This is a genomic window from Streptomyces sp. NPDC054956 (assembly GCF_053609185.1).
Genome location: NZ_JBSGXB010000097.1, coordinates 1 through 23,194, shown reverse-complemented (window position 1 = coordinate 23,194; position 23,194 = coordinate 1). Strand labels below are relative to the sequence as shown.

Genomic DNA, 23,194 nt, shown 5'->3' with positions numbered 1-23,194 from the left:
GGCTGGATCTATCCAGCCCCGCCGGCGTTTGAGGCGATCTTTCCGGGTCCGGGCGGAGCCCGGGGAACGGTGGAAGGGCGGGTAGGGGACGAGCCCCGCAGGGCAGCAGCCCGCGGGCTCGCAGCCGGTCACGGCGGGGGCCGTCCTAACCGTTTAGCGGCGCGGCCACTCCGCTCGGTACGATTCAGGCGCGCAGTGTTCGCTCGCGCACCCCCTGAGTCAGGAGAGACCGGTGTCAGACGTCCGTGTGATCATCCAACGCGATTCCGAGCGGGACGAGCGCGTGGTGGCCACGGGCACTACGGCGGCGGAGCTCTTCGCCGGCGAGCGCACCATCGTCGCCGCGCGCATCGCAGGAGAGCTGAAGGACCTCGCGTACGAGGTGAAGGACGGCGAGACCGTCGAGCCGGTGGAGATCTCCTCCCCGGACGGCCTGGACATCCTGCGCCACTCGACCGCCCACGTCATGGCGCAGGCCGTGCAGGAGCTCTTCCCCGAGGCCAAGCTGGGCATCGGCCCGCCGGTCCGCGACGGCTTCTACTACGACTTCGACGTCGCCAAGCCCTTCACCCCCGATGACCTCAAGGCCATCGAGAAGAAGATGCAGGAGATCCAGAAGCGCGGCCAGCGCTTCGCCCGCCGCGTCGTCACCGACGAGGCGGCCCGCGAGGAGCTCGCGAACGAGCCGTACAAGCTGGAGCTCATCGGTATCAAGGGTTCGGCCTCGACCGACGACGGCGCGAACGTCGAGGTGGGCGGCGGCGAGCTGACCATCTACGACAACTTCGACGCGAAGACCGGCGACCTGTGCTGGAAGGACCTCTGCCGCGGTCCCCACCTGCCCACCACCCGCAACATCCCCGCGTTCAAGCTCATGCGCAACGCCGCCGCCTACTGGCGCGGCAGCGAGAAGAACCCGATGCTCCAGCGCATCTACGGCACCGCGTGGCCGTCGAAGGAGGAGCTGAAGGCCCACCTCGACTTCCTCGTGGAGGCCGAGAAGCGCGACCACCGCAAGCTCGGCGTCGAGCTCGACCTGTTCTCCGTACAGGACGAGATCGGCTCCGGTCTGGCCGTCTTCCACCCGCGGGGCGGCGTCATCCGCCGCACCATGGAGGACTACTCGCGCAAGCGGCACGAGGAAGAGGGCTACGAGTTCGTCTACACCCCGCACGCCACCAAGGGCACCCTCTTCGAGAAGAGCGGCCACCTGGACTGGTACGCGGAGGGCATGTACCCCCCCATGCAGCTCGACGGTGGTACCGACTACTACCTCAAGCCCATGAACTGCCCGATGCACAACCTGATCTTCGACGCGCGCGGCCGCTCCTACCGTGAACTGCCGCTGCGCCTCTTCGAGTTCGGCACCGTGTACCGGTACGAGAAGTCGGGCGTCGTGCACGGCCTGACCCGCTCGCGCGGTTTCACCCAGGACGACGCGCACATCTACTGCACCAAGGAGCAGATGGCGGAGGAGCTCGACCGCACGCTGACCTTCGTGCTGAACCTGCTCCGCGACTACGGTCTGACCGACTTCTACCTGGAGCTGTCGACCAAGGACCCGGAGAAGTTCGTCGGCTCGGACGAGATCTGGGAGGAGGCCACCGCCACCCTCCAGCAGGTCGCCGAGAAGCAGGGTCTCCCGCTGGTCCCGGACCCGGGCGGCGCCGCGTTCTACGGCCCCAAGATCTCGGTGCAGTGCCGTGACGCGATCGGCCGCACCTGGCAGATGTCGACCGTCCAGCTCGACTTCAACCTGCCGGAGCGCTTCAACCTGGAGTACACCGGCCCGGACGGCACCAAGCAGCGGCCGGTCATGATCCACCGTGCGCTGTTCGGTTCCATCGAGCGGTTCTTCGCCGTGCTGCTGGAGCACTACGCGGGCGTCATGCCGCCGTGGCTCGCCCCGGTCCAGGCCGTCGGCATCCCGATCGGCGACTCGCACGTCGAGTACCTGCAGGAGTTCGCCGCCGAGGCGAAGAAGAAGGGCCTGCGCGTCGAGGTGGACGCGTCCTCCGACCGCATGCAGAAGAAGATCCGCAACCAGCAGAAGCTGAAGGTTCCCTTCATGATCATCGTCGGTGACGAGGACATGGCCGCGGGCACCGTCTCCTTCCGCTACCGCGACGGTTCGCAGGAGAACGGCATCGCCAAGGACGAGGCCCTGGCCAAGCTGGTCAAGGTCGTCCAGGACCGCGTCCAGGTCTGAGCGGTACAGGGCGTCGAGGAAGCGGGCCCCCGGGGAGATCAGTTCCCCGGGGGCCCGCCCTCGTCCTCCCGGCGGAAGGCCTGGAGCATCCAGGACGAGAACGAGCCCGTCACCGCGCCCAGCAGCGCCAGCCCGCACGCCATCAGGCCCGCCGCGATGACCCGGCCCGCCGGGGTCACCGGGGCCATGTCCCCGTACCCGACCGTCGTCAGGGTCTCGCAGACCCACCAGACCGCGTCCCCGAAGGTGCGGATCGTGGAGCCCGGGGCCCTCCGCTCGAAGTGGTAGACGCCGAGGGCCCCCGCGAAGCCGAGCAGGCTCGCCGACAGGCCCGCGTACGTCATCACCCGCGCGTACAGCCCGAGGCGCGGGCTGTTGCCCCTGGCCTCGATCGCGGTGTTGACCTTGACCATGCGCAGCGGCCGGAGCATGGGCAGCAGGACGACCAGGGTGTCCAGCCAGTGCACGCGGACGAAGCGCAGGGGCCGCATCCCGCTCAGGGACAGGCGGGCCAGGTAGTCCACGACGAAGCAGGACCAGGTCAGCGCGACCAGGACGAGGCCGGTGTCCCGCCAAAGGGGGTGGGCCCGGTGGGCGAGCACGGCGACGGCGTAGCCGGCGAGGAAGATCAGGGACGCGTAGAGCAGCGGCAGTTCGGTCCGGCGTTCCCAGGCTTCGTCGCGGGTCTCGGGTGCAGCGTGCATGGGGTCAGCATCGCGGCCCCGGCGCTGGTCTTCGCCCCGGCGACACGCCGTGCGGGGGCAAGGTCATATGCTGCATCACATGACGATTGAGCCGGAGCAGCAGATCGGTGTGGGCACGCAGGACGCGTTCCAGCGTCTGTGGACGCCCCACCGGATGGCCTACATCCAGGGGGAGAACAAGCCGACCGGGCCGGAGGCCGGGGACGGCTGTCCCTTCTGCGGGATTCCGGAGATGTCCGACCAGGACGGGCTGGTCGTGGCGCGGGGCAGGCACGTCTACGCCGTGCTGAACCTGTACCCGTACAACGGCGGCCACCTGATGGTCGTCCCCTACCGGCACGTCGCCGACTACACGGACCTGGACACCGCCGAGACAGTCGAGCTCGCGGACCTCACGAAGCGGGCGATGATCGCGCTGCGCAAGGCTTCCGGGGCGCACGGGTTCAACATCGGGATGAACCAGGGCCAGGCCGCGGGGGCGGGCATCGCCGCGCACCTGCACCAGCACATCGTGCCGCGCTGGGGCGGGGACACGAACTTCATGCCGGTCGTGGGCCACACCAAGGTGCTGCCCCAACTCCTCGCCGACACCCGCCAGATGCTCGCGGACGCCTGGCCGAACGACTAGCCCGTACGCGGGATGCCGCCGCCCCGACGTGGGCGGCGGCACTGCCTTTCGCGCGGCGGTTCACGCGTCGTAGACGTCCGCCTTGCGGGGGGCGGCGTCCTGGATCAGGCCGCTGACGATCGACGAGCGGTTGGTGAACCGGTCGGTGTCCACGCCGTTCTCGTCCAGGACCCGCATCGCGGCGGCGTGCACCGCCCGCAGCACCGGGGTCGCGGCGCGCATCGCGTCGTCCGCCATGAAGCGGTGGCGCCACGGCTGGCCGGCCCAGACGTGGCGGACGCCGAAGGGTTCGGGGAGGACGAGCTTGCCGCCGAGGTAGTCCAGGAGCGGCGGGTACCAGGTGAGCGGGGCCCGCACGGTGAGGCGTACGACCTCGCTCGTGTCGACCACGGGCCGCTTGAGCTCCACGGTTTCCCAGAAGCGTATGGACTTGGCGACCTCGTCCACCGGCGCCGCCGATTTCGTGGTGAACAGCCCTGCGACCGGACCGAGCGCGTGCCCGGTGACCTCCACGCGCAGGGTCTTGTAGAGCACGGTGACCGTGACCAGCATGGTGATCACGAGCTGGCCGTCCCAGAGCGGGTACTGGATGCCGAGGTAGTGCCGGTTGCCGGCGCTGAACTGCTGCTCGTTGCAGATCCGGGTGATCTCGTGCGGCTTGACCAGGAAGGTGTCCACGTCCGCTCCGGAGGGGCGGGCGACCTCCTTGGCGCCCTCGCCGACCGGGGTGACGATCCAGTGCTGGATCGAGGCGGGCGGGAGGCCCCCGGTGTGCAGCGGGCCGCGCTCCAGCTTGCGCAGCTGGGTGTCGATCGCGCGTATGACGTCCCAGCTGCGGAAGGGGTGGATCTCGGCGCCCTCGGTCTTGGGGACGAGCTCCTCGGCCATCTGCCAGCTGCCCCAGCGGGTCCCCATGCCGAGTATGCCCTTGGGGCCGGCGTAGAAGACGGAGTTGCTGCGGTCCTCGGCGGTGAGCTTGGCCAGCGAGTGGCGCAGGTCCTCGCGGGCCTTCTCGTCGGGGTTGCCCGGCACGGCCTCGGGGATCTTGGCGGCGACCCCGCCGCCGCCGGCGAGCAGGCCGTCCCAGCGCGAGCGCATGTCCTCGGCCGTGGCCTCGCAGAGCCGGCGGGCGAAGAACCAGCCGAGGGCGGGAGCGATGACCATGGCGCGGACGTAGAGGCCGAGGACGCCGGTCACCGGCAGCCGGAACATGAGGACGGCGACCACCACGCCGACGCCGACGAGGAGCGCGGTGCCCATCCAGGAGGAGTGCTTGCCCTCGGAGGCGGCCAGCGTCTTGCGGCCCCAGAAGAGGCCGAGCCACAGGAGCAGGCCGGGGAGGAACACGACCCCGCAGACGAGCATGATCCAGCGGAGTTTGCGGTCGCGCTCCTTGCGGATGCGGGAGGCGGCCAGGCAGTGCTCCACGACGGTCTGCGGGTCGGCGCCGAAGGACTGGATGAGGGGCTTGCGCGTGGGCGGGAGGGTGCGGGCCTCGACGGCGCGGCAGAAGGCCTCGCCGAGGTTGGGTTCGAAGAGGGAGATCTTGCCGGGTTTGACGACGGACTCGTGGTACTCGTTGTTGGCCTTGAGTATCTCGGCCAGCTTGGTGTCGCGCCCGCCGTCCCGGTAGGCGGCGGAGGCGAGGGCGTTGGTCGCCGCGGTCTGTCCGCCGCCGCCCTGGAGCGGAATCTGCGCTCCCGGCCTGAAGTCGAATCCGTCGTCCGCCACCGCTGCCCCCATCGCTGTGCGTCGTGCTCTTGTGCGGTCCGTCCGCGAGGCCGCCCCGAGGCCGCCCGCGGGGCCGGCCGCCGTGGGCGGTGTATCCGCTCTCCCCGTCGTTCTACCCGCTTCACCGCGCCGATGAGCTTATCGGCGGATTGCTCCCCATGGTCATGGGACAGGCAAATGCCGCCCACCGCAAGCGGGTTGGGTGGGCGGCCGGAGTGACGCTATGTCAGTTGACTCCCTTTCTCTGCCTGTTCACGTAGCTTGTCCGCTATCTGCGGCGGCATCGGTTCGTGGCGGGCGTACGTCCGGCTGAACAGGCCCGTGCCGTGCGACACGGAGCGCAGTTCGACGGCGTACCGGCCGATCTCGATCTCGGGGATCTCGGCGAGGACCCGGGTGCGGCCGGGGCCGGCCCGGTCGGAGCCGATGACGCGGCCGCGGCGGCCCGCGAGGTCGCTCATGACGGGGCCGACGAACTCGTCGGGGACGAGGACGGCGAGCTCGGCGACCGGTTCGAGGAGGTGGATGGAGGCCTCGGCGGCGGCTTCGCGCAGGGCGAGGGCGCCGGCGGTCTGGAAGGCGGCGTCGGAGGAGTCCACCGAGTGGGCCTTGCCGTCCAGCAGCGTGATGCGCACGTCGACCAGCGGATAGCCGGCCGCGACCCCCTTGGCGGCCTGCGCGCGGACGCCCTTCTCCACGGAGGGGATGAACTGGCGGGGGACGGCTCCGCCGACGACCTTGTCGACGAACTCGACGCCGCTGCCGGGCGCCAGCGGCTCGACCTCGATCTCGCAGATGGCGAACTGGCCGTGGCCGCCGGACTGTTTGACGTGCCGGCCGCGGCCGGCGGCCTTGGCGCCGAAGGTCTCGCGGAGGCTGACCTTGTGGGGGACGGGATCGACCTGGACCCCGTAGCGGGTGCGCAGCCGTTCGAGGGCGAGGTCCTGGTGGGCTTCGCCGAGGCTCCACAGGACGAGCTGGCGGGTGTGCGGGTTCTGTTCGAGCCGCATGGTGGGGTCTTCGGCGACGAGCCGGGCCAGGCCCTGGGAGAGCTTGTCCTCGTCGGCCTTGCTGTGGGCCTCGATGGCGAGGGGGAGCAGCGGGTCGGGCATGGACCAGGCCTCCATCAGGAGGGGCCGGTCCTTGCCGGAGAGGGTGTCGCCGGTCTCGGCGCGGGTGAGTTTGGCCACGCAGGCCAGATCGCCGGCGATGCACTGGGAGAGGGTGCGCTGCTGTTTGCCGAACGGGGAGGTCAGGGCGCCGACCCGCTCGTCCACGTCGTGGTCCTCGTGTCCGCGGTCGGCCAGCCCGTGCCCGCTGACGTGCACGGTCTCCTCCGGGCGCAGGGTGCCCGAGAAGACGCGGACGAGGGAGACGCGGCCGACGTAGGGGTCGGAGGAGGTTTTGACCACCTCGGCCAGGAGCGGCCCGTCGGGGTCGCAGGTGACCGCGGGGCGGGGGGAGCCGTCGGGGGCGGTCACGGCGACGGGGGCGCGCTCCAGGGGCGTGGGGAAGCCGCCGGTGATCAGTTCCAGGAGTTCCACGGTGCCCAGGCCCTTGCGGGCGCCGTCGGCGGCGGGGGCGGCCATCAGGACGGGGTGGAAGGTGCCGCGGGCGACGGCCCGCTCCAGGTCGTCGACGAGGGTCTTGAGGTCGATGTCCTCGCCGCCGAGGTAGCGGTCCATGAGGGTCTCGTCCTCGCTCTCGGCGATGATCCCCTCGATCAGGCGGGCGCGGGCCTCCGTGATGAGGTCCAGCTCGGCGGGGTCCGGATCGCGTTCGACGCGGTCGCCGGAGGAGTAGTCGTAGACGCGCTGGGAGAGCAGGCCGAGCAGTCCGGCGACCGGGGCGTGCCCGTCGGGTCCGGCGGGGGCGTGCAGGGGGAGGTAGAGCGGGCGGACGGCGTCGGGGTCGTCGGCGCCGAAGGCCGCGCCGCAGACCGCGGTCATCTGGGTGTAGTCGGCGCGGGCCGCTTCCAGGTGGGTGACGACGATGGCGCGCGGCATGCCCACGGCGGCGCATTCGTCCCAGACCATGCGGGTGGCGCCGGACATCCCGTCGCCGTCCTCGGCGGCGGAGACGACGAAGAGGGCGGCGTCGGCGGCGCGCAGCCCGGCCCGGAGCTCTCCGACGAAATCGGCGTACCCGGGGGTGTCCAGGATGTTGATCTTGATGCCGGCCCACTCCACGGGGACCAGGGAGAGCTGGATCGAGCGCCGGCGCCGCTGCTCGATCTCGTCGTAGTCGGAGACGGTGGCGCCGTCCTCGACGCGGCCGGCCCGGTTGACGGCGCCGGCGGTCAGGGCCAGGGCCTCGACCAGGGTGGTCTTGCCGGATCCGCTGTGGCCGACCAGCACGACGTTCCGTACGGAGGTGGGCCGGTCGGCCGTAAGTGCCCTGCCGGCGGCTCCGGCTTGGTGTGATGTGGCTCCCATGGTGTTCGTGCCTCCCGGTTGGAGGGGAAATGGGGCTCTTCGAGCTTTGCACTGCCGTCACACGGCGTCCATACGTCGTACCGGAGCCGGTCCCCGAGGGGCGCCGGCGGGCTCCCGGAGGCCGAAGAACGGCTTACGTGGTGTGAACCGGTGGGTGCGTGGCGTTGACGGGGCGAGGTGCTGGCTACGATGGGCCAGCCGGTGGCCGCAGTGGCCGTGCGGCCCAGCGACCCTCCGGGAAGGCCATGCTGAACAAGTACGCGCGTGCATTCTTCACGCGTGTTCTCACGCCATTCGCCGCTCTTCTGCTCCGGCTGGGAGTGAGTCCCGACGCGGTCACCCTCATCGGCACGGCCGGAGTGGTGGCGGGAGCGCTGGTCTTCTTCCCCATGGGCGAGTTCTTCTGGGGCACGATCACCATCACGCTCTTCGTCTTCTCCGACCTGGTGGACGGGAACATGGCCCGCCAGGCCGGCGTCTCCAGCCGGTGGGGCGCGTTCCTCGACTCCACGCTCGACCGGGTGGCGGACGCGGCGATCTTCGGCGGGCTCGCGCTCTGGTACGCGGGCTCCGGGAACAACAACGCCCTGTGCGCCGTCGCGATCTTCTGCCTGGCCAGCGGGCAGGTGGTCTCGTACACCAAGGCCCGCGGCGAATCGATCGGGCTGCCCGTGGCCGTGAACGGGCTCATCGAGCGCGCCGAACGGCTCGTGATCACGCTCGTCGCCGCCGGCCTGTCCGGGCTGGAGACCTTCGGGGTGCCCTCGTGGATCGGGCTGCTCCTGCCGATCGCCCTGTGGGTGGTCGCGGCGGGCTCGCTCGTCACGCTGATCCAGCGCGTGGTGACCGTACGGCGCGAGTCGGCGGAAGCCGACGCCGCGGCCGCGGCCGCCACCCCTTCCGAGAGCGGCACGGCCTGATGGGCAAGGCGCAGGACAAGCTGGTCGACGGGCTGTACGGGCTCGGCTGGGCCGGGGTCAAGAAGCTGCCCGAACCGGCGGCGGCGGCCCTCGGCCGGCGGATCGCGGACTTCGCGTGGAAGCGGCGCGGCAAGAGCGTGCTGCGGCTGGAGTCGAACCTGGCCCGGGTGGTGCCCGACGCGGGACCGGAGCGGCTGCGCGAGCTCTCGCACGCGGGCATGCGCTCGTACATGCGGTACTGGATGGAGTCCTTCCGGCTGCCGACGATGGCCAAGGAACGATTCAGCTCCGACGTGGCCATGAAGGACGACCACATCCTGCGCGAGGCCCTGGCCTCCGGTCGCGGAGTCGTGGTCGCCCTGCCGCACCTGGCCAACTGGGACCTCGCCGGCGCCTGGGCCGTCACCCACATCGGCGTCCCGTTCACCACGGTCGCCGAACGCCTCAAGCCGGAAACCCTCTACGACCGCTTCGTCGCCTACCGCGAGAGCCTGGGCATGGAGGTCCTCCCGCACAACGGCGGCGCCGCCTTCGGCACGCTCGCGCGCCGGCTGCGCTCGGGCGGCCTGGTCTGCCTGGTCGCCGACCGCGACCTGTCGGCGTCCGGCGTGGAAGTGGACTTCTTCGGTTCGACCGCGCGCATGCCGGCCGGACCGGCCCTGCTGGCGCAGCAGACGGGCGCCGTGCTGCTGCCCGCCACGCTCTACTACGGCGACGCCCCCAAGATGTACGGCCGGATCCACTCCCCGGTGGAGGTCCCCGAGAAGGGCACCCGGCAGGAGAAGACGAACGCCATGACGCAGGCCCTCGCCGACGCCTTCGCCCAGGGGATCGCGGAACACCCGCAGGACTGGCACATGCTCCAGCGCCTGTGGCTCGACGACCTGGAGGAGCGCTCCGCGTGAAGATCGGCATCGTGTGCCCCTACTCGTGGGACGTACCGGGCGGCGTCCAGTTCCACATCCGGGACCTGGCGGAACACCTGATCCGCCTCGGCCACCAGGTGTCGGTACTGGCCCCGGCGGACGACGAGACCCCGCTGCCCCCGTACGTGGTCTCGGCGGGGCGGGCGGTGCCGGTGCCCTACAACGGGTCCGTGGCCCGGCTGAACTTCGGCTTCCTCTCGGCGGCCCGGGTACGGCGCTGGCTGCACGACGGGGTCTTCGACGTGGTCCACATCCACGAGCCGACCTCGCCGTCCCTGGGCCTGCTGACCTGCTGGGCGGCGCAGGGGCCGATCGTGGCCACCTTCCACACCTCCAACCCGCGCTCCCGGGCCATGCTGGCGGCGTACCCGATCCTCCAGCCGGCCCTGGAGAAGATCAGCGCGCGGATCGCGGTGAGCGAGTACGCGCGGCGCACGCTGGTCGAGCACCTCGGCGGCGATGCCGTGGTCATCCCCAACGGCGTGGACGTGGACTTCTTCGCCAAGGCCGACCCGAACCCGGACTGGTCCGGCCAGACCCTCGGCTTCATCGGCCGCATCGACGAACCGCGCAAGGGCCTGCCCGTGCTGATGGCGGCCTTCCCGAAGATCGTGGAAGCCTGCCCGGACGTACGGCTCCTCGTGGCGGGCCGCGGCGACGAGGAGGAGGCGGTCGCCTCCCTGCCGCCCGAGCTCCGCGCCCGGGTCGAGTTCCTCGGGATGGTCTCCGACGAGGACAAGGCGCGGCTGCTGCGCAGCGTCGACGTGTACGTGGCCCCGAACACGGGCGGCGAGAGCTTCGGCATCATCCTGGTCGAGGCGCTCTCGGCGGGCGCGGCGGTACTCGCCGCCGACCTGGACGCCTTCGCGCAGGTCCTGGACCAGGGCGGAGCGGGGGAGCTCTTCTCCAACGAGGACCCCGATTCCCTGGCGCGCTCGGCGATCGCCCTCCTGCGCGACCCGGCGCGGCGCAAGGAACTGAGCGCACGCGGCTCGGCACACGTACGCCGCTTCGACTGGTCGACGGTCGGCGCGGACATCCTGGCGGTCTACGAAACGGTGACGGACGGCGCGGCCGCGGTCGCCGAGGACGAGCGGGTTCCGCTGCGGACCCGGCTGGGCTTCTCGCGCGAGGCGTAGGCCGTCTCTTCCGGATCTTGCCGGGCCACGGGCCACGGGCCAGGGGGATGAGGGACCGGGCCGCGGGGAGCGGTAGGGTCGCGCAGCGTGATCGAAAACCTTGTCTGGATCGGCGTGGCGCTCGCCGCGGTCGGTGTCTACCTCAGCTGGACCGCCGGGCGGCTCGACCGGTTGCACACCCGGATGGACGCGGCGCGGGCCGCGCTCGACGCGCAGCTCGTGCGGCGGGCCTCCGTGGTGATCGAGGTCGCCACCTCCGGGGTGCTCGACCCGGCCTCCGCCATCGTGCTGTACGAGGCCGCGCACGCGGCCCGGCAGGCCGAGGAGGAGCACCGGGAGGTCGCCGAGAGCGAGCTCAGCCAGGCCCTGCGCGCGGTGTTCGCCGACGCGGAGCAGGTCGAGGTGCTGAAGGCCGCCCCGGGCGGGGCGGAGGCCACCGAGGAGCTCGCCGCGGCGGTCCGCCGGGTGCCCATGGCGCGCCGGTTCCACAACGACGCCGTACGGGCGGCCCGCGCCCTGCGCCGGCACCGCAAGGTCCGCTGGTTCCGGCTGGCGGGCCACGCGCCCTTCCCGCTGGCCTTCGAGATGGACGACGAGCCTCCGGTGGATCTCGCGGAACGGCCGTAACTTGTACCCAATGGCCAAATGCGCAGGAGCCACCGGCTGCACATTGGCCCTTGCAGTGGACTGGTCGAGAGGGTTTCCTCGGTCGAGTACCACCGGTACCACCTGAATCTTCCTTTCGAGTGAGGTCAATCCGTGAGCACGCTTCCCACCACCCCGCAGTCCGCTGAGTCCGCGATCGGCACGTCCCGCGTCAAGCGCGGCATGGCCGAGCAGCTCAAGGGCGGTGTGATCATGGACGTGGTCAACGCCGAGCAGGCGAAGATCGCCGAGGACGCCGGCGCCGTGGCCGTCATGGCCCTGGAGCGGGTTCCCGCCGACATCCGCAAGGACGGCGGCGTCGCCCGGATGTCCGACCCCAACATGATCGAAGAGATCATCGAGGCCGTCTCCATCCCGGTCATGGCGAAGTCCCGCATCGGCCACTTCGTCGAGGCCCAGGTGCTCCAGTCCCTCGGCGTCGACTACATCGACGAGTCCGAGGTCCTGACCCCGGCCGACGAGGTCAACCACTCCGACAAGTGGGCGTTCACCACCCCCTTCGTCTGCGGTGCCACCAACCTGGGCGAGGCCCTGCGCCGCATCGCCGAGGGCGCGGCCATGATCCGCTCGAAGGGCGAGGCCGGTACCGGCAACGTCGTCGAGGCCGTCCGCCACCTGCGCCAGATCAAGAACGAGATCGCCCGCCTGCGCGGCTACGACAACAACGAGCTGTTCGCCGCCGCCAAGGAGCTGCGCGCGCCGTACGAGCTGGTCAAGGAAGTCGCCGAGCTCGGCAAGCTCCCGGTCGTGCTGTTCTCCGCCGGTGGCGTCGCCACCCCGGCCGACGCCGCGCTGATGCGCCAGCTCGGTGCCGAGGGCGTCTTCGTCGGCTCCGGCATCTTCAAGTCCGGCGACCCGGCCAAGCGCGCCGCCGCCATCGTGAAGGCCACCACCTTCTACGACGACCCGAAGATCATCGCGGACGCGTCCCGCAACCTGGGCGAGGCCATGGTCGGCATCAACTGCGACACCCTCCCCGAGTCCGAGCGCTACGCCAACCGCGGCTGGTAGTCACTGCCATGACGAACACCCCCGTGATCGGTGTCCTGGCGCTCCAGGGCGACGTACGGGAGCACCTGATCGCCCTGGCCTCGGCTGACGCCGTGGCCAGGCCGGTCCGGCGTCCCGAGGAGCTCGCCGAGGTCGACGCCCTGGTGATCCCCGGCGGCGAGTCCACGACCATGTCGAAGCTCGCCGTGCTGTTCGGCATGCTGGAGCCGCTGCGCGAGCGCGTGCGGGCCGGGATGCCGGTCTACGGCACCTGCGCCGGCATGATCATGCTCGCCGACAAGCTCCTGGACGGCCGTGACGACCAGGAGACCCTGGGCGGCATCGACATGATCGTGCGCCGCAACGCCTTCGGCCGGCAGAACGAGTCCTTCGAGGCCCAGGTCGACTTCGCCGGCATAGAGGGCGGCCCCGTGGAGGGCGTCTTCATCCGCGCTCCCTGGGTCGAGTCCGTCGGCGCCGCCGCCGAGGTGCTCGCCACGTACGACGGACACACCGTCGCCGTACGGCAGGGCAACGTGCTCGCGACCTCGTTCCACCCCGAGCTGACCGGTGACGACCGGGTCCACGCGTACTTCGTCGACATGGTGCGCGCGGGGCTCTGACGGTGTCCCGGTAGGATCTGAGGCGAACATTGTTGGTGACGCGAAGGAGACAGGCAGATGTCCGGCCACTCTAAATGGGCTACGACGAAGCACAAGAAGGCCGTGGTTGACGCCAAGCGCGGCAAGCTCTTCGCGAAGCTGATCAAGAACATCGAGGTCGCGGCCCGTATGGGCGGTGCCGACGTCGACGGCAACCCGACCCTCTTCGACGCCATCCAGAAGGCCAAGAAGAGCTCGGTCCCGAACAAGAACATCGACTCCGCGGTCAAGCGCGGCGGCGGCCTCGAGGCCGGCGGCGCCGACTACGAGACGATCATGTACGAAGGCTACGGCCCCAACGGTGTCGCGGTGCTCATCGAGTGCCTCACCGACAACCGCAACCGTGCCGCGTCCGACGTGCGCGTCGCCATGACCCGCAACGGCGGTTCGATGGCCGACCCGGGCTCGGTCTCGTACCTGTTCAACCGCAAGGGTGTCGTCCTGCTGCCCAAGGGCGAGCTCTCCGAGGACGACGTCCTGGAGACGGTGCTCGAGGCGGGTGCCGAAGAGGTCAACGACCTCGGCGAGCAGTTCGAGATCATCAGCGAGGCCACCGACATGGTCGCGGTCCGTACCGCGCTCCAGACCGCCGGCATCGACTACGACTCGGCCGACTCCAACTTCCTGCCGACCATGCAGGTCGAGCTGGACGAAGAGGGCGCGCGCAAGATCTTCAAGCTGATCGACGCGCTCGAGGACAGCGACGACGTGCAGAACGTCTTCGCCAACTTCGACGTCTCGGACGAGGTCATGGAGAAGGTCGACGCCTGACCGGCTTCACAGCACCGCGCAGCGGGCCGACGGGGACACACCCCGTCGGCCCGCTGCTTTGTCAGTGGCACCCGATAGCCTGCGTAGCTGCACGTGTGTGCGTACAGGCGATCGAAAGAGGGGTGGCGGGTGCGGGTACTCGGCGTTGACCCGGGGCTGACCCGATGTGGTGTCGGCGTCGTCGAAGGGGTGGCCGGCCGCCCCCTGACGATGCTGGGCGTCGGAGTCGTACGCACGCCCGCGGACGCGGAGTTGGGCCACCGGCTCGTCGCGATCGAGCAGGGCATCGAGCAGTGGCTCGACGAGCACCGGCCCGAAGTCGTCGCCGTGGAGCGGGTGTTCAGCCAGCACAACGTCAGCACGGTGATGGGCACCGCCCAGGCCAGCGCCGTCGCCATGCTGTGCGCCGCGCGGCGGGGGATACCGGTCGCCCTGCACACCCCGAGCGAGGTCAAGGCAGCCGTCACCGGCAGCGGCCGCGCCGACAAGGCGCAGGTCGGGGCCATGGTGACCCGGCTGCTGCGGCTCTCCGCCCCGCCCAAGCCCGCCGACGCCGCGGACGCCCTGGCCCTCGCCATCTGCCACATCTGGCGCGCCCCCGCGCAGAACCGCCTCCAGCAGGCGGTCGCCCAGCACGTCACCGCCCTGAAAGGCCGCACCTCATGATCGCCTTCGTCAGCGGCCCGGTCGCCGCGCTCGCCCCCACCCTGGCCGTGATCGAGGTCGGGGGAGTGGGCATGGCGGTGCACTGCACGCCGAACACCATCGCCGGCCTGCGGACGGGGGAGACGGCCCGGCTGGCCACCTCCCTGGTCGTGCGCGAGGACTCGCTCACGCTGTACGGGTTCGCCGACGACGACGAGCGGCAGGTCTTCGAGCTGTTGCAGACCGCGAGCGGGGTCGGGCCGAAGCTCGCGCAGGCCATGCTCGGGGTGCACAGCCCGGACGCGCTGCGGCTCGCGGTGTCCACGGGGGACGAGAAGGCGCTGATGGCCGTCTCCGGCATCGGGAAGAAGGGCGCGCAGAAGCTGCTGCTCGACCTGAAGGACAAGCTGGGCGCGCCGCTCGGCTCCAGCGGGATGGTCGGCGCGCAGCGCGCGGCGGCCTCCGGCCCGGCGCCGTGGTCGGAGCAGCTCTCCGCCGCGCTGATCGGGCTCGGGTACGCCTCCCGGGACGCGGAGGAGGCGGTCTCCGCGGTGACCCCGCAGGCCGAAGCCGCGATCGCCGCCGGCGGTTCCGCCCCCGTCCCGCAGCTCCTGCGCGCCGCTCTCCAGTCCCTGAACCGGGCCCGCTGAGCGCCGGTGCGGCGCCGTTGCCGGGGGCCAGCCCCCGGACCCCCGCTCCTCAAACGCCGGAGGGGCCGGATTTTCCGCACGACCGAGAAGGCAGACTGACACCGTGAACTGGGATGACGAGAGCGACGACCGGATCGTCGCGGCGGCGGCGGACGGCGAGGACACCGCCGTCGAGGCGGCCCTGCGGCCCAAGGACCTCGGCGAGTTCGTCGGCCAGGAGAAGGTCCGCCAGCAGCTGGACCTGGTGCTGAAGGCGGCCCGCCAGCGCGGCGCCACCGCCGACCACGTGCTGCTCTCCGGCGCGCCCGGCCTCGGCAAGACCACGCTGTCGATGATCATCGCGGCCGAGATGGGCGCGCCCATCCGGATCACCTCCGGCCCCGCCATCCAGCACGCCGGCGACCTCGCCGCGATCCTCTCCTCCCTCCAGGAGGGCGAGGTCCTCTTCCTCGACGAGATCCACCGCATGTCCCGGCCCGCCGAGGAGATGCTGTACATGGCCATGGAGGACTTCCGCGTCGACGTGATCGTGGGCAAGGGGCCCGGAGCGACCGCCATTCCGCTGGAGCTGCCCCCCTTCACCCTGGTCGGCGCCACCACCCGGGCCGGCCTGCTGCCCCCGCCGCTGCGCGACCGCTTCGGCTTCACCGGGCACATGGAGTTCTACGCCCCGGAGGAGCTGGAACGAGTCATCCACCGCTCCGCTCGCCTCCTCGACGTGGAGATCGACACCGCCGGCGCCGCCGAGATCGCCGGACGTTCCCGCGGCACCCCGCGCATCGCCAACCGGCTGCTGCGCCGCGTGCGCGACTACGCCCAGGTCAGGGCCGACGGTGTGATCAACCGTGAGGTCGCCGGGACGGCCCTGCAGGTCTACGAGGTCGACGGGCGCGGGCTCGACCGCCTCGACCGGGCCGTACTGGAGGCGCTGCTGAAGCTCTTCGGCGGCGGGCCGGTGGGCCTGTCGACGCTCGCCGTGGCCGTCGGGGAGGAGCGGGAGACCGTCGAAGAGGTGGCCGAGCCGTTCCTCGTCAGGGAAGGACTTCTGGCCAGGACGCCCCGGGGGCGGGTCGCGACCCCGGCCGCATGGGCTCACCTGGGACTTGTCCCGCCGCAGCAACCTGCCAGTGGATCAAGCGGACAACAAGGCTTGTTCAGGGCCTGACGGCGAGGACGATGGCCCCACCAGGAACTGCGGTGACATGCTGGGCGTTGTTCCATCGGTGCGGACTCGCCTAGACTCCGCCGATGCCGACCCTTACGGTCGGCGTACCCACCCCCCGTAGAAAAGGCCGCCCACTCGAGCGGTCGATGCGAAGGACCTGCGTCCCTTGAATATCCTCTCTCTCCTCCCGTTCTTGCTGATCATCGGGGCGATGTTCCTGCTGACCCGCAGCCAGAAGAAGAAGCAGCAGCAGGCCGTGCAGATGCGCGACCAGATGGCTCCCGGCTCCGGCGTGCGCACCATCGGCGGCATGTACGCCACGGTGAAGGAGATCGGCGAGGACACGGTCACCCTCGAGGTGGCTCCCGGCGTCCACGCGATCTACGCGAAGAACGCGATCGGCGCCGTCCTCGAGGACGAGGAGTACAACCGCATCGTCCACGGCATCACCGATGATCTGACCATCGACACGCCGGTCGTCCCGGACGACGCGTCCTCCCTCACCGAGGACCAGGCCCCCAAGCTCGACCTCGGCAAGAAGGACGAGCCCAAGGCCGACGAGCCCGAGGGCGACGAGCCGAAGGACGGCAAGGCCGACGGCGAGGCCGGCGCGAAGTAGCGCCCGGCCGGGGACCGCACAGGGCGCCTGACCGGCGGCCCACGCGGTCCCCGCCTGTGAAACTTCTGCGGGGGGCAGGGGTCCCCACACACATTTCGTGGCCGTCCGCGCGCTGACCCGGCGCAGGACGGTTGGACAGGGAGATACGACAAGGTGGCAGCACCGAAGAAGGGCCGGCGGCCCACGGGGGCTCAGGGGAGGCCGGGGCGTTCCCTGGCCATCATCCTGATCGCGATGGTGGCGCTCACCGCGGGGATGTTCCTCACGAAGCAGACGACTCCGCGCCTCGGCATCGACCTCGCCGGCGGTACGAGCATCACGCTCAAGGCCAAGAGCGAGCCCGGCAAGCCGGACGCGATCAACGAGACCAACATGAACACGGCGGTCGGCATCATCGAACGCCGCGTCAACGGTCTCGGTGTGTCCGAGGCAGAGGTTCAGACGCAGGGCAAAGACCACATCATCGTGAACATCCCCAAGGGGACGAACGAGCAGCAGGCGCGCGAGCAGGTCGGTACCACCGCCCAGCTCTACTTCCGCCCGGTGCTCGCGGTGGCCGACGGTGCCCCCGTCGCCCCCGAGGCCAACGCGAGTGGTTCCCCGAGCCCCTCCGCCAGCGGCTCCCCGCCGGCCGGTGCGCCCACCCCGTCGTCCAGCGCCACTTCCCAGGGCCGCGCGATCGGTGAGGCCCTCAAGGCCCCGAACGCCCCCTCTCCCTCGCCCTCGGCGAGCGAGTCGAAGAAGGCAGACGACAAGGCCGCCCCCTCCGCGTCGCCGTCCGCGCCGAGCGCCGACCAGGCGGCCGCGGCCGACCTGCAGGCGAAGTTCGCCGCGCTGGACTGCAGCAACGAGGCGCAGCGCGCCGCCGTCGGCAAGAACGTCAAGCCCGAGGAGCCCACGCTCGCCTGTGGCAAGCGCGGCAACACCTGGGGCAAGTGGGTCCTCGGTCCGGCGCAGGTCAACGGCCAGGACGTGAAGGACGCCAAGGGCGTCATCGACCCGCAGCGCGGCATGTGGATCGTCACGATGCAGTTCACCGACAAGGGCGCCGACAAGTTCGCCAAGATCACCGGTGAGCTGGCGGCCAAGCAGTCCCCGCAGAACCAGTTCGCGATCGTGCTCGACGGCGAGGTCATCTCCGACCCGTCCGTCAGCCAGGCGCTGACCGGCGGCAACGCGGAGATCTCCGGCGGCTTCACCCAGCAGTCCGCTCAGGACCTGGGCAACATGCTCTCGTACGGCGCCCTGCCGCTGTCCTTCCAGGAGGACAGCGTCACCACCGTCACCGCCGCGCTCGGTGGCGAGCAGCTGAAGGCCGGCCTCATCGCCGGTGCCATCGGCCTCGCGCTCGTCGTGATCTACCTGCTGGCGTACTACCGGGGCCTGGCGTTCGTCGCCATCATCAGCCTCATCGTCTCCGGCATCCTGACCTACACGATCATGGCGCTGCTCGGTAAGGGCATCGGCTTCGCGCTGAACCTGCCCGCCGTCTGCGGTGCGATCGTCGCGATCGGCATCACCGCCGACTCCTTCATCGTGTACTTCGAACGCATCCGCGACGAGATCCGCGAGGGCCGCAGCCTGCAGCCCGCCGTGGAGCGTGCCTGGCCCCGCGCCCGCCGCACGATCCTGGTCTCCGACTTCGTGTCGTTCCTGGCCGCCGCGGTCCTCTTCATCGTCACCGTCGGCAAGGTGCAGGGCTTCGCCTTCACCCTGGGTCTGACGACCCTGCTCGACGTGGTCGTGGTGTTCCTCTTCACCAAGCCCGTCATGACGCTGCTGGCCCGTACGAAGTTCTTCGCCAGCGGTCACCCGTGGTCCGGTCTGGACCCGAAGCGACTGGGCGCGAAGCCGCCGCTGCGACGCTCGCGCCGCACCGGTTCCGGCGCGGCCGCCGCGACCGTCTCCGTTCCCGTCGACGCAAAGGAGGCGTGAGAGATGTCGAAGCTCGGAGATCTCGGCGCCAAGCTGTACCGGGGTGAGGTCGGCTACGACTTCGTCGGCAAGCGCTTCGTCTGGTACGGCGTTTCCATCCTGATCACCATCACGGCGATCGTGGCCCTGGCCGTTCAGGGCCTCAACATGGGCATCGAGTTCAAGGGCGGTGCCGTCTTCACCACCCCGAAGACGTCCGTCTCGGAGACCCAGGCCCGTGAGGACGCGGAGAAGGCCTCCGGCCACGACGCGATCGTCCAGAAGCTCGGCACCGGCGGCCTGCGCATCCAGATCTCGGGTCTGGACACCGACTCCGCGGCCGAGGTGAAGACCAAGCTCGCCGCCGACCTGAAGGTCGACGCGGGTCAGATCAACGCGGACCTCGTCGGCCCCAGCTGGGGCGAGCAGATCGCCAACAAGGCCTGGACCGGCCTCGGCGTCTTCATGGTCCTCGTGGTGATCTACCTCGCGATCGCCTTCGAGTGGCGGATGGCCATCGCGGCGCTCATCGCGCTGATCCACGACCTCACGATCACGGTCGGCGTCTACGCGCTGGTCGGCTTCGAGGTCACCCCGGGTACGGTCATCGGTCTGCTGACCATCCTCGGTTACTCCCTCTACGACACCGTCGTCGTCTTCGACGGTCTCAAGGAGGGCTCGAAGGACATCACCAAGCAGACCCGCTGGACGTTCAGCGAGATCGCCAACCGCAGCATCAACGGCACGCTGGTCCGCTCGATCAACACCACCGTCGTGGCGCTGCTCCCGGTCGGCGCGCTGCTCTTCATCGGCGGCGGCTTCCTGGGCGCCGGCATGCTGAACGACATCTCGCTGTCGCTCTTCGTCGGCCTCGCGGCCGGTGCCTACTCGTCGATCTTCATCGCGACCCCGCTGGTCGTGGACCTGAAGGAGCGCGAGCCGGCGATGAAGGCGCTGAAGAAGCGGGTGCTCGCGAAGCGGGCGGCCGGCGACACCAAGGGCGAGGCGCCCCAGGACGGCGCCGGGACCGAGGACGGGCCGCAGGTGGTGGCCCAGGGCCGTTCGGGACGGCGCCGGTGACCGCGGAGCTCTCCTCCGACGTACGGGACCTGCTGCTCAGCCGGATCACGGACGTCGCGGACTACCCGAAGCCGGGCGTGATGTTCAAGGACATCACCCCGCTGCTGGCCGACCCGAAGGCGTTCGGCGCCCTGACGGACGCGCTGGTGGAGCTGGCCCGGACGTACGGTGCGACGAAGATCGTCGGACTGGAGGCGCGGGGATTCATCCTCGCGGCCCCGGTGGCCGTGCAGGCAGGCATCGGCTTCGTGCCGGTGCGCAAGGCCGGGAAGCTGCCGGGGGCGACGCTCCTGCAGTCCTACGACCTGGAGTACGGCTCCGCGGAGATCGAGATCCACGCTGAGGCGCTGGACGCCGGGGACCGGGTCATGGTCATCGACGACGTCCTCGCCACCGGTGGTACCGCCGGGGCCTCGCTGGAGCTGATCCGGCGGGCGGGTGCGGAGGTCGCGGGGGTGGCGGTCCTGATGGAACTGTCGTTCCTGCCCGGGCGTGAGCGGCTCGCAGAACCCCTCGCGGGGGCTCCGCTGGACGCGCTGATCGTGGTCTGACGACGCTGCGTACGAAGCGGGCGTGCACCGGGACATCCCGGAGCACGCCCGCTTCGGCCTGTGCGGGGCAGATTTCCCCTACCCGCCCTTCCACCGTTCCCCGGGGCTCCGCCCCAGACCCCGCGCCTCAAACGCCGGCGGGGCTGGATGGTGCCGGCCGGGCTGGAAGGTGCCGGCGGGGCTGGATGGTGCCGGCCGGGCTGGGGTCATGTCGCAGTGCCCGAGGCGTGGGCTCGGGGAACGGGGTGGCGGAACCCTCGCTACCATGGGTTATCCGGACCTGACCGGGGCACCGGACACGCTTTGAGGAGCGCTCTTGCCAGACGAGGTCCAGCCAGTCTCCGCCGCGCAGCCCGACCCGCAGGCCGAGCCGGCCGCGGCGCCCGCCGCCACGCCCCCGCCGGCCCCGCCGGTCAAGCCCGTGCCCGCGAAGTCGGCCGGGTCCTCCAACCGGGTGCGCGCCCGTCTGGCGCGCCTCGGCGTGCAGCGCTCCAACCCGTACAACCCGGTCCTCGAACCGCTGCTCCGCATAGTCCGCAGCAACGACCCGAAGATCGAGACGTCGACGCTGCGCCAGCTCGAGCAGGCCTACCAGGTCGCCGAGCGCTGGCACCGCGGGCAGAAGCGCAAGAGCGGCGACCCGTACATCACCCACCCGCTCGCGGTGACGACGATCCTCGCCGAGCTCGGCATGGACCCGGCCACGCTGATGGCCGGGCTGCTGCACGACACCGTCGAGGACACCGAGTACGGGCTGGAGGACCTGCGGCGCGACTTCGGCGACGCGGTCGCCCTGCTCGTCGACGGCGTCACCAAGCTCGACCGGGTCAAGTTCGGCGAGGCGGCCCAGGCCGAGACCGTCCGCAAGATGGTCGTCGCCATGGCCAAGGACCCCCGTGTCCTGGTCATCAAGCTCGCCGACCGCCTGCACAACATGCGCACCATGCGCTACCTCAAGCGGGAGAAGCAGGAGAAGAAGGCCCGCGAGACCCTCGAGATCTACGCCCCGCTCGCGCACCGGCTGGGCATGAACACCATCAAGTGGGAGCTGGAGGACCTCGCCTTCGCGATCCTCTACCCCAAGATGTACGACGAGATCGTGCGTCTGGTGGCCGAGCGGGCGCCCAAGCGGGACGAGTACCTCACCGTCGTCACCGACGAGGTGCAGGCCGACCTGCGGGCCGCCCGCATCAAGGCGACCGTCACGGGGCGGCCGAAGCACTACTACAGCGTCTACCAGAAGATGATCGTGCGGGGCCGCGACTTCGCCGAGATCTACGACCTGGTCGGCATCCGCGTCCTGGTCGACACCGTCCGGGACTGCTACGCCGCCCTCGGCACCGTGCACGCGCGATGGAATCCGGTCCCCGGCCGGTTCAAGGACTACATCGCGATGCCCAAGTTCAACATGTACCAGTCGCTGCACACGACGGTCATCGGACCCAGCGGCAAGCCCGTCGAACTGCAGATCCGCACCTTCGACATGCACCGCCGCGCCGAGTACGGCATCGCCGCGCACTGGAAGTACAAGCAGCAGACCGTCGCCGGCACCTCGAAGGTGCGCACCGACGTGCCCCAGGCCGCCAAGGGCAGTGCCGGGCACGACACGGTCAACGACATGGCCTGGCTGCGCCAGCTGCTGGACTGGCAGAAGGAGACCGAGGACCCGAGCGAGTTCCTCGACTCGCTGCGCTTCGACCTCTCGCGCAACGAGGTCTTCGTCTTCACGCCCAAGGGCGACGTCATAGCGCTGCCGGCCGGGGCCACCCCCGTGGACTTCGCGTACGCCGTCCACACCGAGGTCGGCCACCGGACCATAGGGGCCAGGGTCAACGGCCGCCTCGTCCCGCTGGAGTCCACGCTCGACAACGGCGATCTCGTCGAGGTCTTCACCTCCAAGGCCGAGGGCGCCGGTCCGTCCCGGGACTGGCTGGGCTTCGTCAAGTCCCCGAGAGCCCGGAACAAGATCCGCGCCTGGTTCTCCAAGGAGCGCCGCGACGAGGCCATCGAGCACGGCAAGGACGCCATCGCGCGGGCCATGCGCAAGCAGAACCTGCCGATCCAGCGCATCCTGACCGGCGACTCGCTCGTCACGCTCGCGCACGAGATGCGCTACCCCGACATCTCCTCGCTCTACGCGGCGATCGGCGAGGGCCACGTCACCGCGCAGAACGTCGTCCAGAAGCTGGTGCAGGCCCTCGGCGGCGAGGACGCGGCCAACGAGGACATCGAGGACAGCATCCCGCCGGCCCGCGGCCGGAGCTCGCGACGCGGCAACGCCGACCCCGGCGTGGTCGTCAAGGGCGTCGAGGACGTGTGGGTCAAGCTGGCCCGCTGCTGCACCCCGGTGCCGGGCGACCCGATCATCGGGTTCGTCACGCGGGGCAGCGGCGTATCGGTTCACCGCGCGGACTGCGTCAACGTCGACTCGCTCTCCCAGCAGCCCGAGCGGATGCTCGAGGTCGAGTGGGCGCCCACCCAGTCCTCCGTCTTCCTGGTCGCCATCCAGGTCGAGGCGCTGGACCGGTCCCGGCTGCTCTCCGACGTCACGCGCGTCCTGTCGGACCAGCACGTCAACATCCTCTCGGCGGCCGTGCAGACCTCCCGCGACCGGGTGGCCACCTCCCGGTTCACCTTCGAGATGGGCGACCCGAAGCACCTGGGGCACGTCCTGAAGGCCGTACGGGGCGTCGAGGGCGTCTACGACGTCTACCGCGTGACCTCGGCCCGCAGGCCGTAGGGAACGCCGCGGCCCGGACGTGACGGTGGGCGCCACCCCCTCGGGGTGG

The 23,194-nt window shown here is 70.6% G+C and carries 20 protein-coding genes; 17 read left to right on the top strand and 3 right to left on the bottom strand.

Annotated features, from left to right (window positions below; genetic code table 11):
• The first annotated feature begins 232 nt into the window (after nucleotides 1-232).
• Nucleotides 233-2,209: a threonine--tRNA ligase gene (gene thrS / locus ACWGDE_RS17560; RefSeq protein ID WP_453389877.1), complete on the top strand. Its 1,977-nt coding sequence runs from the start codon at nucleotides 233-235 to the stop codon at nucleotides 2,207-2,209.
• Between the two features lie 38 nt (nucleotides 2,210-2,247).
• Here thrS and ACWGDE_RS17555 read toward each other — a convergent pair whose 3' ends face one another.
• Complete coding sequence (locus ACWGDE_RS17555; protein WP_453389876.1) at nucleotides 2,248-2,913, bottom strand: potassium channel family protein; 666 nt, start codon at nucleotides 2,911-2,913, stop codon at nucleotides 2,248-2,250.
• Nucleotides 2,914-2,980: 67 nt separating this feature from the next.
• On the opposite strand from ACWGDE_RS17555, the gene ACWGDE_RS17550 reads away from it, so the two are divergent.
• Nucleotides 2,981-3,541, top strand: a complete 561-nt coding sequence (locus ACWGDE_RS17550; protein ID WP_453389875.1) for an HIT family protein — start codon at nucleotides 2,981-2,983, stop codon at nucleotides 3,539-3,541.
• Between the two features lie 60 nt (nucleotides 3,542-3,601).
• On the opposite strand, the gene ACWGDE_RS17545 is transcribed toward ACWGDE_RS17550, so the two are convergent.
• Nucleotides 3,602-5,272 carry a hypothetical protein gene (locus tag ACWGDE_RS17545; protein WP_453389874.1) on the bottom strand — a complete coding sequence of 557 codons (1,671 nt, stop codon included), beginning with the start codon at nucleotides 5,270-5,272 and terminating at the stop codon, nucleotides 3,602-3,604.
• A gap of 221 nt (nucleotides 5,273-5,493) precedes the next feature.
• Nucleotides 5,494-7,707: an elongation factor G-like protein EF-G2 gene (locus tag ACWGDE_RS17540; RefSeq protein WP_453389873.1), complete on the bottom strand. Its 2,214-nt coding sequence runs from the start codon at nucleotides 7,705-7,707 to the stop codon at nucleotides 5,494-5,496.
• Between the two features lie 245 nt (nucleotides 7,708-7,952).
• Between ACWGDE_RS17540 and pgsA the strand changes: the two genes are divergently transcribed.
• The 15 genes from pgsA to ACWGDE_RS17465 all read left to right on the top strand — a co-directional run bounded on the left by pgsA (nucleotide 7,953) and on the right by ACWGDE_RS17465 (nucleotide 23,145).
• Nucleotides 7,953-8,627: a phosphatidylinositol phosphate synthase gene (gene pgsA, locus ACWGDE_RS17535; RefSeq protein ID WP_453389872.1), complete on the top strand. Its 675-nt coding sequence runs from the start codon at nucleotides 7,953-7,955 to the stop codon at nucleotides 8,625-8,627.
• A complete protein-coding gene (locus tag ACWGDE_RS17530) occupies nucleotides 8,627-9,532 on the top strand; it encodes a phosphatidylinositol mannoside acyltransferase (RefSeq protein WP_453389871.1) in 906 nt (301 codons plus the stop codon). Before pgsA ends, ACWGDE_RS17530 begins: the two co-directional genes overlap by 1 nt.
• A complete protein-coding gene (locus ACWGDE_RS17525) occupies nucleotides 9,529-10,692 on the top strand; it encodes a glycosyltransferase family 4 protein (RefSeq protein WP_453389870.1) in 1,164 nt (387 codons plus the stop codon). The genes ACWGDE_RS17530 and ACWGDE_RS17525 overlap by 4 nt, the downstream gene beginning before the upstream one ends.
• An 87-nt stretch (nucleotides 10,693-10,779) precedes the next feature.
• Nucleotides 10,780-11,319, top strand: a complete 540-nt coding sequence (locus tag ACWGDE_RS17520) for a hypothetical protein (protein ID WP_453389869.1) — start codon at nucleotides 10,780-10,782, stop codon at nucleotides 11,317-11,319.
• 132 nt (nucleotides 11,320-11,451) lie between these two features.
• Nucleotides 11,452-12,369, top strand: a complete 918-nt coding sequence (gene pdxS, locus ACWGDE_RS17515; protein ID WP_214948181.1) for a pyridoxal 5'-phosphate synthase lyase subunit PdxS — start codon at nucleotides 11,452-11,454, stop codon at nucleotides 12,367-12,369.
• Nucleotides 12,370-12,377: 8 nt separating this feature from the next.
• Nucleotides 12,378-12,971 (top strand): pyridoxal 5'-phosphate synthase glutaminase subunit PdxT, encoded by a 594-nt coding sequence (pdxT, locus tag ACWGDE_RS17510; protein ID WP_384663631.1) that lies wholly within the window; start codon nucleotides 12,378-12,380, stop codon nucleotides 12,969-12,971.
• 57 nt (nucleotides 12,972-13,028) lie between these two features.
• Nucleotides 13,029-13,781 carry a YebC/PmpR family DNA-binding transcriptional regulator gene (locus ACWGDE_RS17505; RefSeq protein WP_453389868.1) on the top strand — a complete coding sequence of 251 codons (753 nt, stop codon included), beginning with the start codon at nucleotides 13,029-13,031 and terminating at the stop codon, nucleotides 13,779-13,781.
• Nucleotides 13,782-13,910: 129 nt separating this feature from the next.
• The gene (gene ruvC / locus ACWGDE_RS17500) at nucleotides 13,911-14,447 is read left to right on the top strand and encodes a crossover junction endodeoxyribonuclease RuvC (RefSeq protein WP_453389867.1); all 537 of its coding nucleotides are present in this window, start codon (nucleotides 13,911-13,913) and stop codon (nucleotides 14,445-14,447) included.
• On the top strand, nucleotides 14,444-15,076 hold the full coding sequence (ruvA, locus tag ACWGDE_RS17495) for a Holliday junction branch migration protein RuvA (protein ID WP_453389866.1): 633 nt from the start codon (nucleotides 14,444-14,446) through the stop codon (nucleotides 15,074-15,076). Before ruvC ends, ruvA begins: the two co-directional genes overlap by 4 nt.
• A 103-nt stretch (nucleotides 15,077-15,179) precedes the next feature.
• Complete coding sequence (ruvB, locus tag ACWGDE_RS17490) at nucleotides 15,180-16,241, top strand: Holliday junction branch migration DNA helicase RuvB (RefSeq protein WP_453389865.1); 1,062 nt, start codon at nucleotides 15,180-15,182, stop codon at nucleotides 16,239-16,241.
• A 166-nt stretch (nucleotides 16,242-16,407) separates the two neighbouring features.
• Nucleotides 16,408-16,860 (top strand): preprotein translocase subunit YajC, encoded by a 453-nt coding sequence (yajC, locus tag ACWGDE_RS17485; RefSeq protein WP_453389864.1) that lies wholly within the window; start codon nucleotides 16,408-16,410, stop codon nucleotides 16,858-16,860.
• A gap of 153 nt (nucleotides 16,861-17,013) precedes the next feature.
• The gene (gene secD, locus ACWGDE_RS17480; protein ID WP_453389863.1) at nucleotides 17,014-18,795 is read left to right on the top strand and encodes a protein translocase subunit SecD; all 1,782 of its coding nucleotides are present in this window, start codon (nucleotides 17,014-17,016) and stop codon (nucleotides 18,793-18,795) included.
• Nucleotides 18,796-18,798: 3 nt separating this feature from the next.
• Nucleotides 18,799-19,854, top strand: coding sequence for a protein translocase subunit SecF (secF, locus tag ACWGDE_RS17475; protein WP_453389862.1), 1,056 nt, complete (start codon nucleotides 18,799-18,801; stop codon nucleotides 19,852-19,854).
• A complete protein-coding gene (locus ACWGDE_RS17470; RefSeq protein ID WP_453389861.1) occupies nucleotides 19,851-20,405 on the top strand; it encodes an adenine phosphoribosyltransferase in 555 nt (184 codons plus the stop codon). Before secF ends, ACWGDE_RS17470 begins: the two co-directional genes overlap by 4 nt.
• Before the next feature lie 316 nt (nucleotides 20,406-20,721).
• A complete protein-coding gene (locus ACWGDE_RS17465) occupies nucleotides 20,722-23,145 on the top strand; it encodes a RelA/SpoT family protein (RefSeq protein WP_453389860.1) in 2,424 nt (807 codons plus the stop codon).
• The last annotated feature ends 49 nt before the right edge of the window (nucleotides 23,146-23,194 follow it).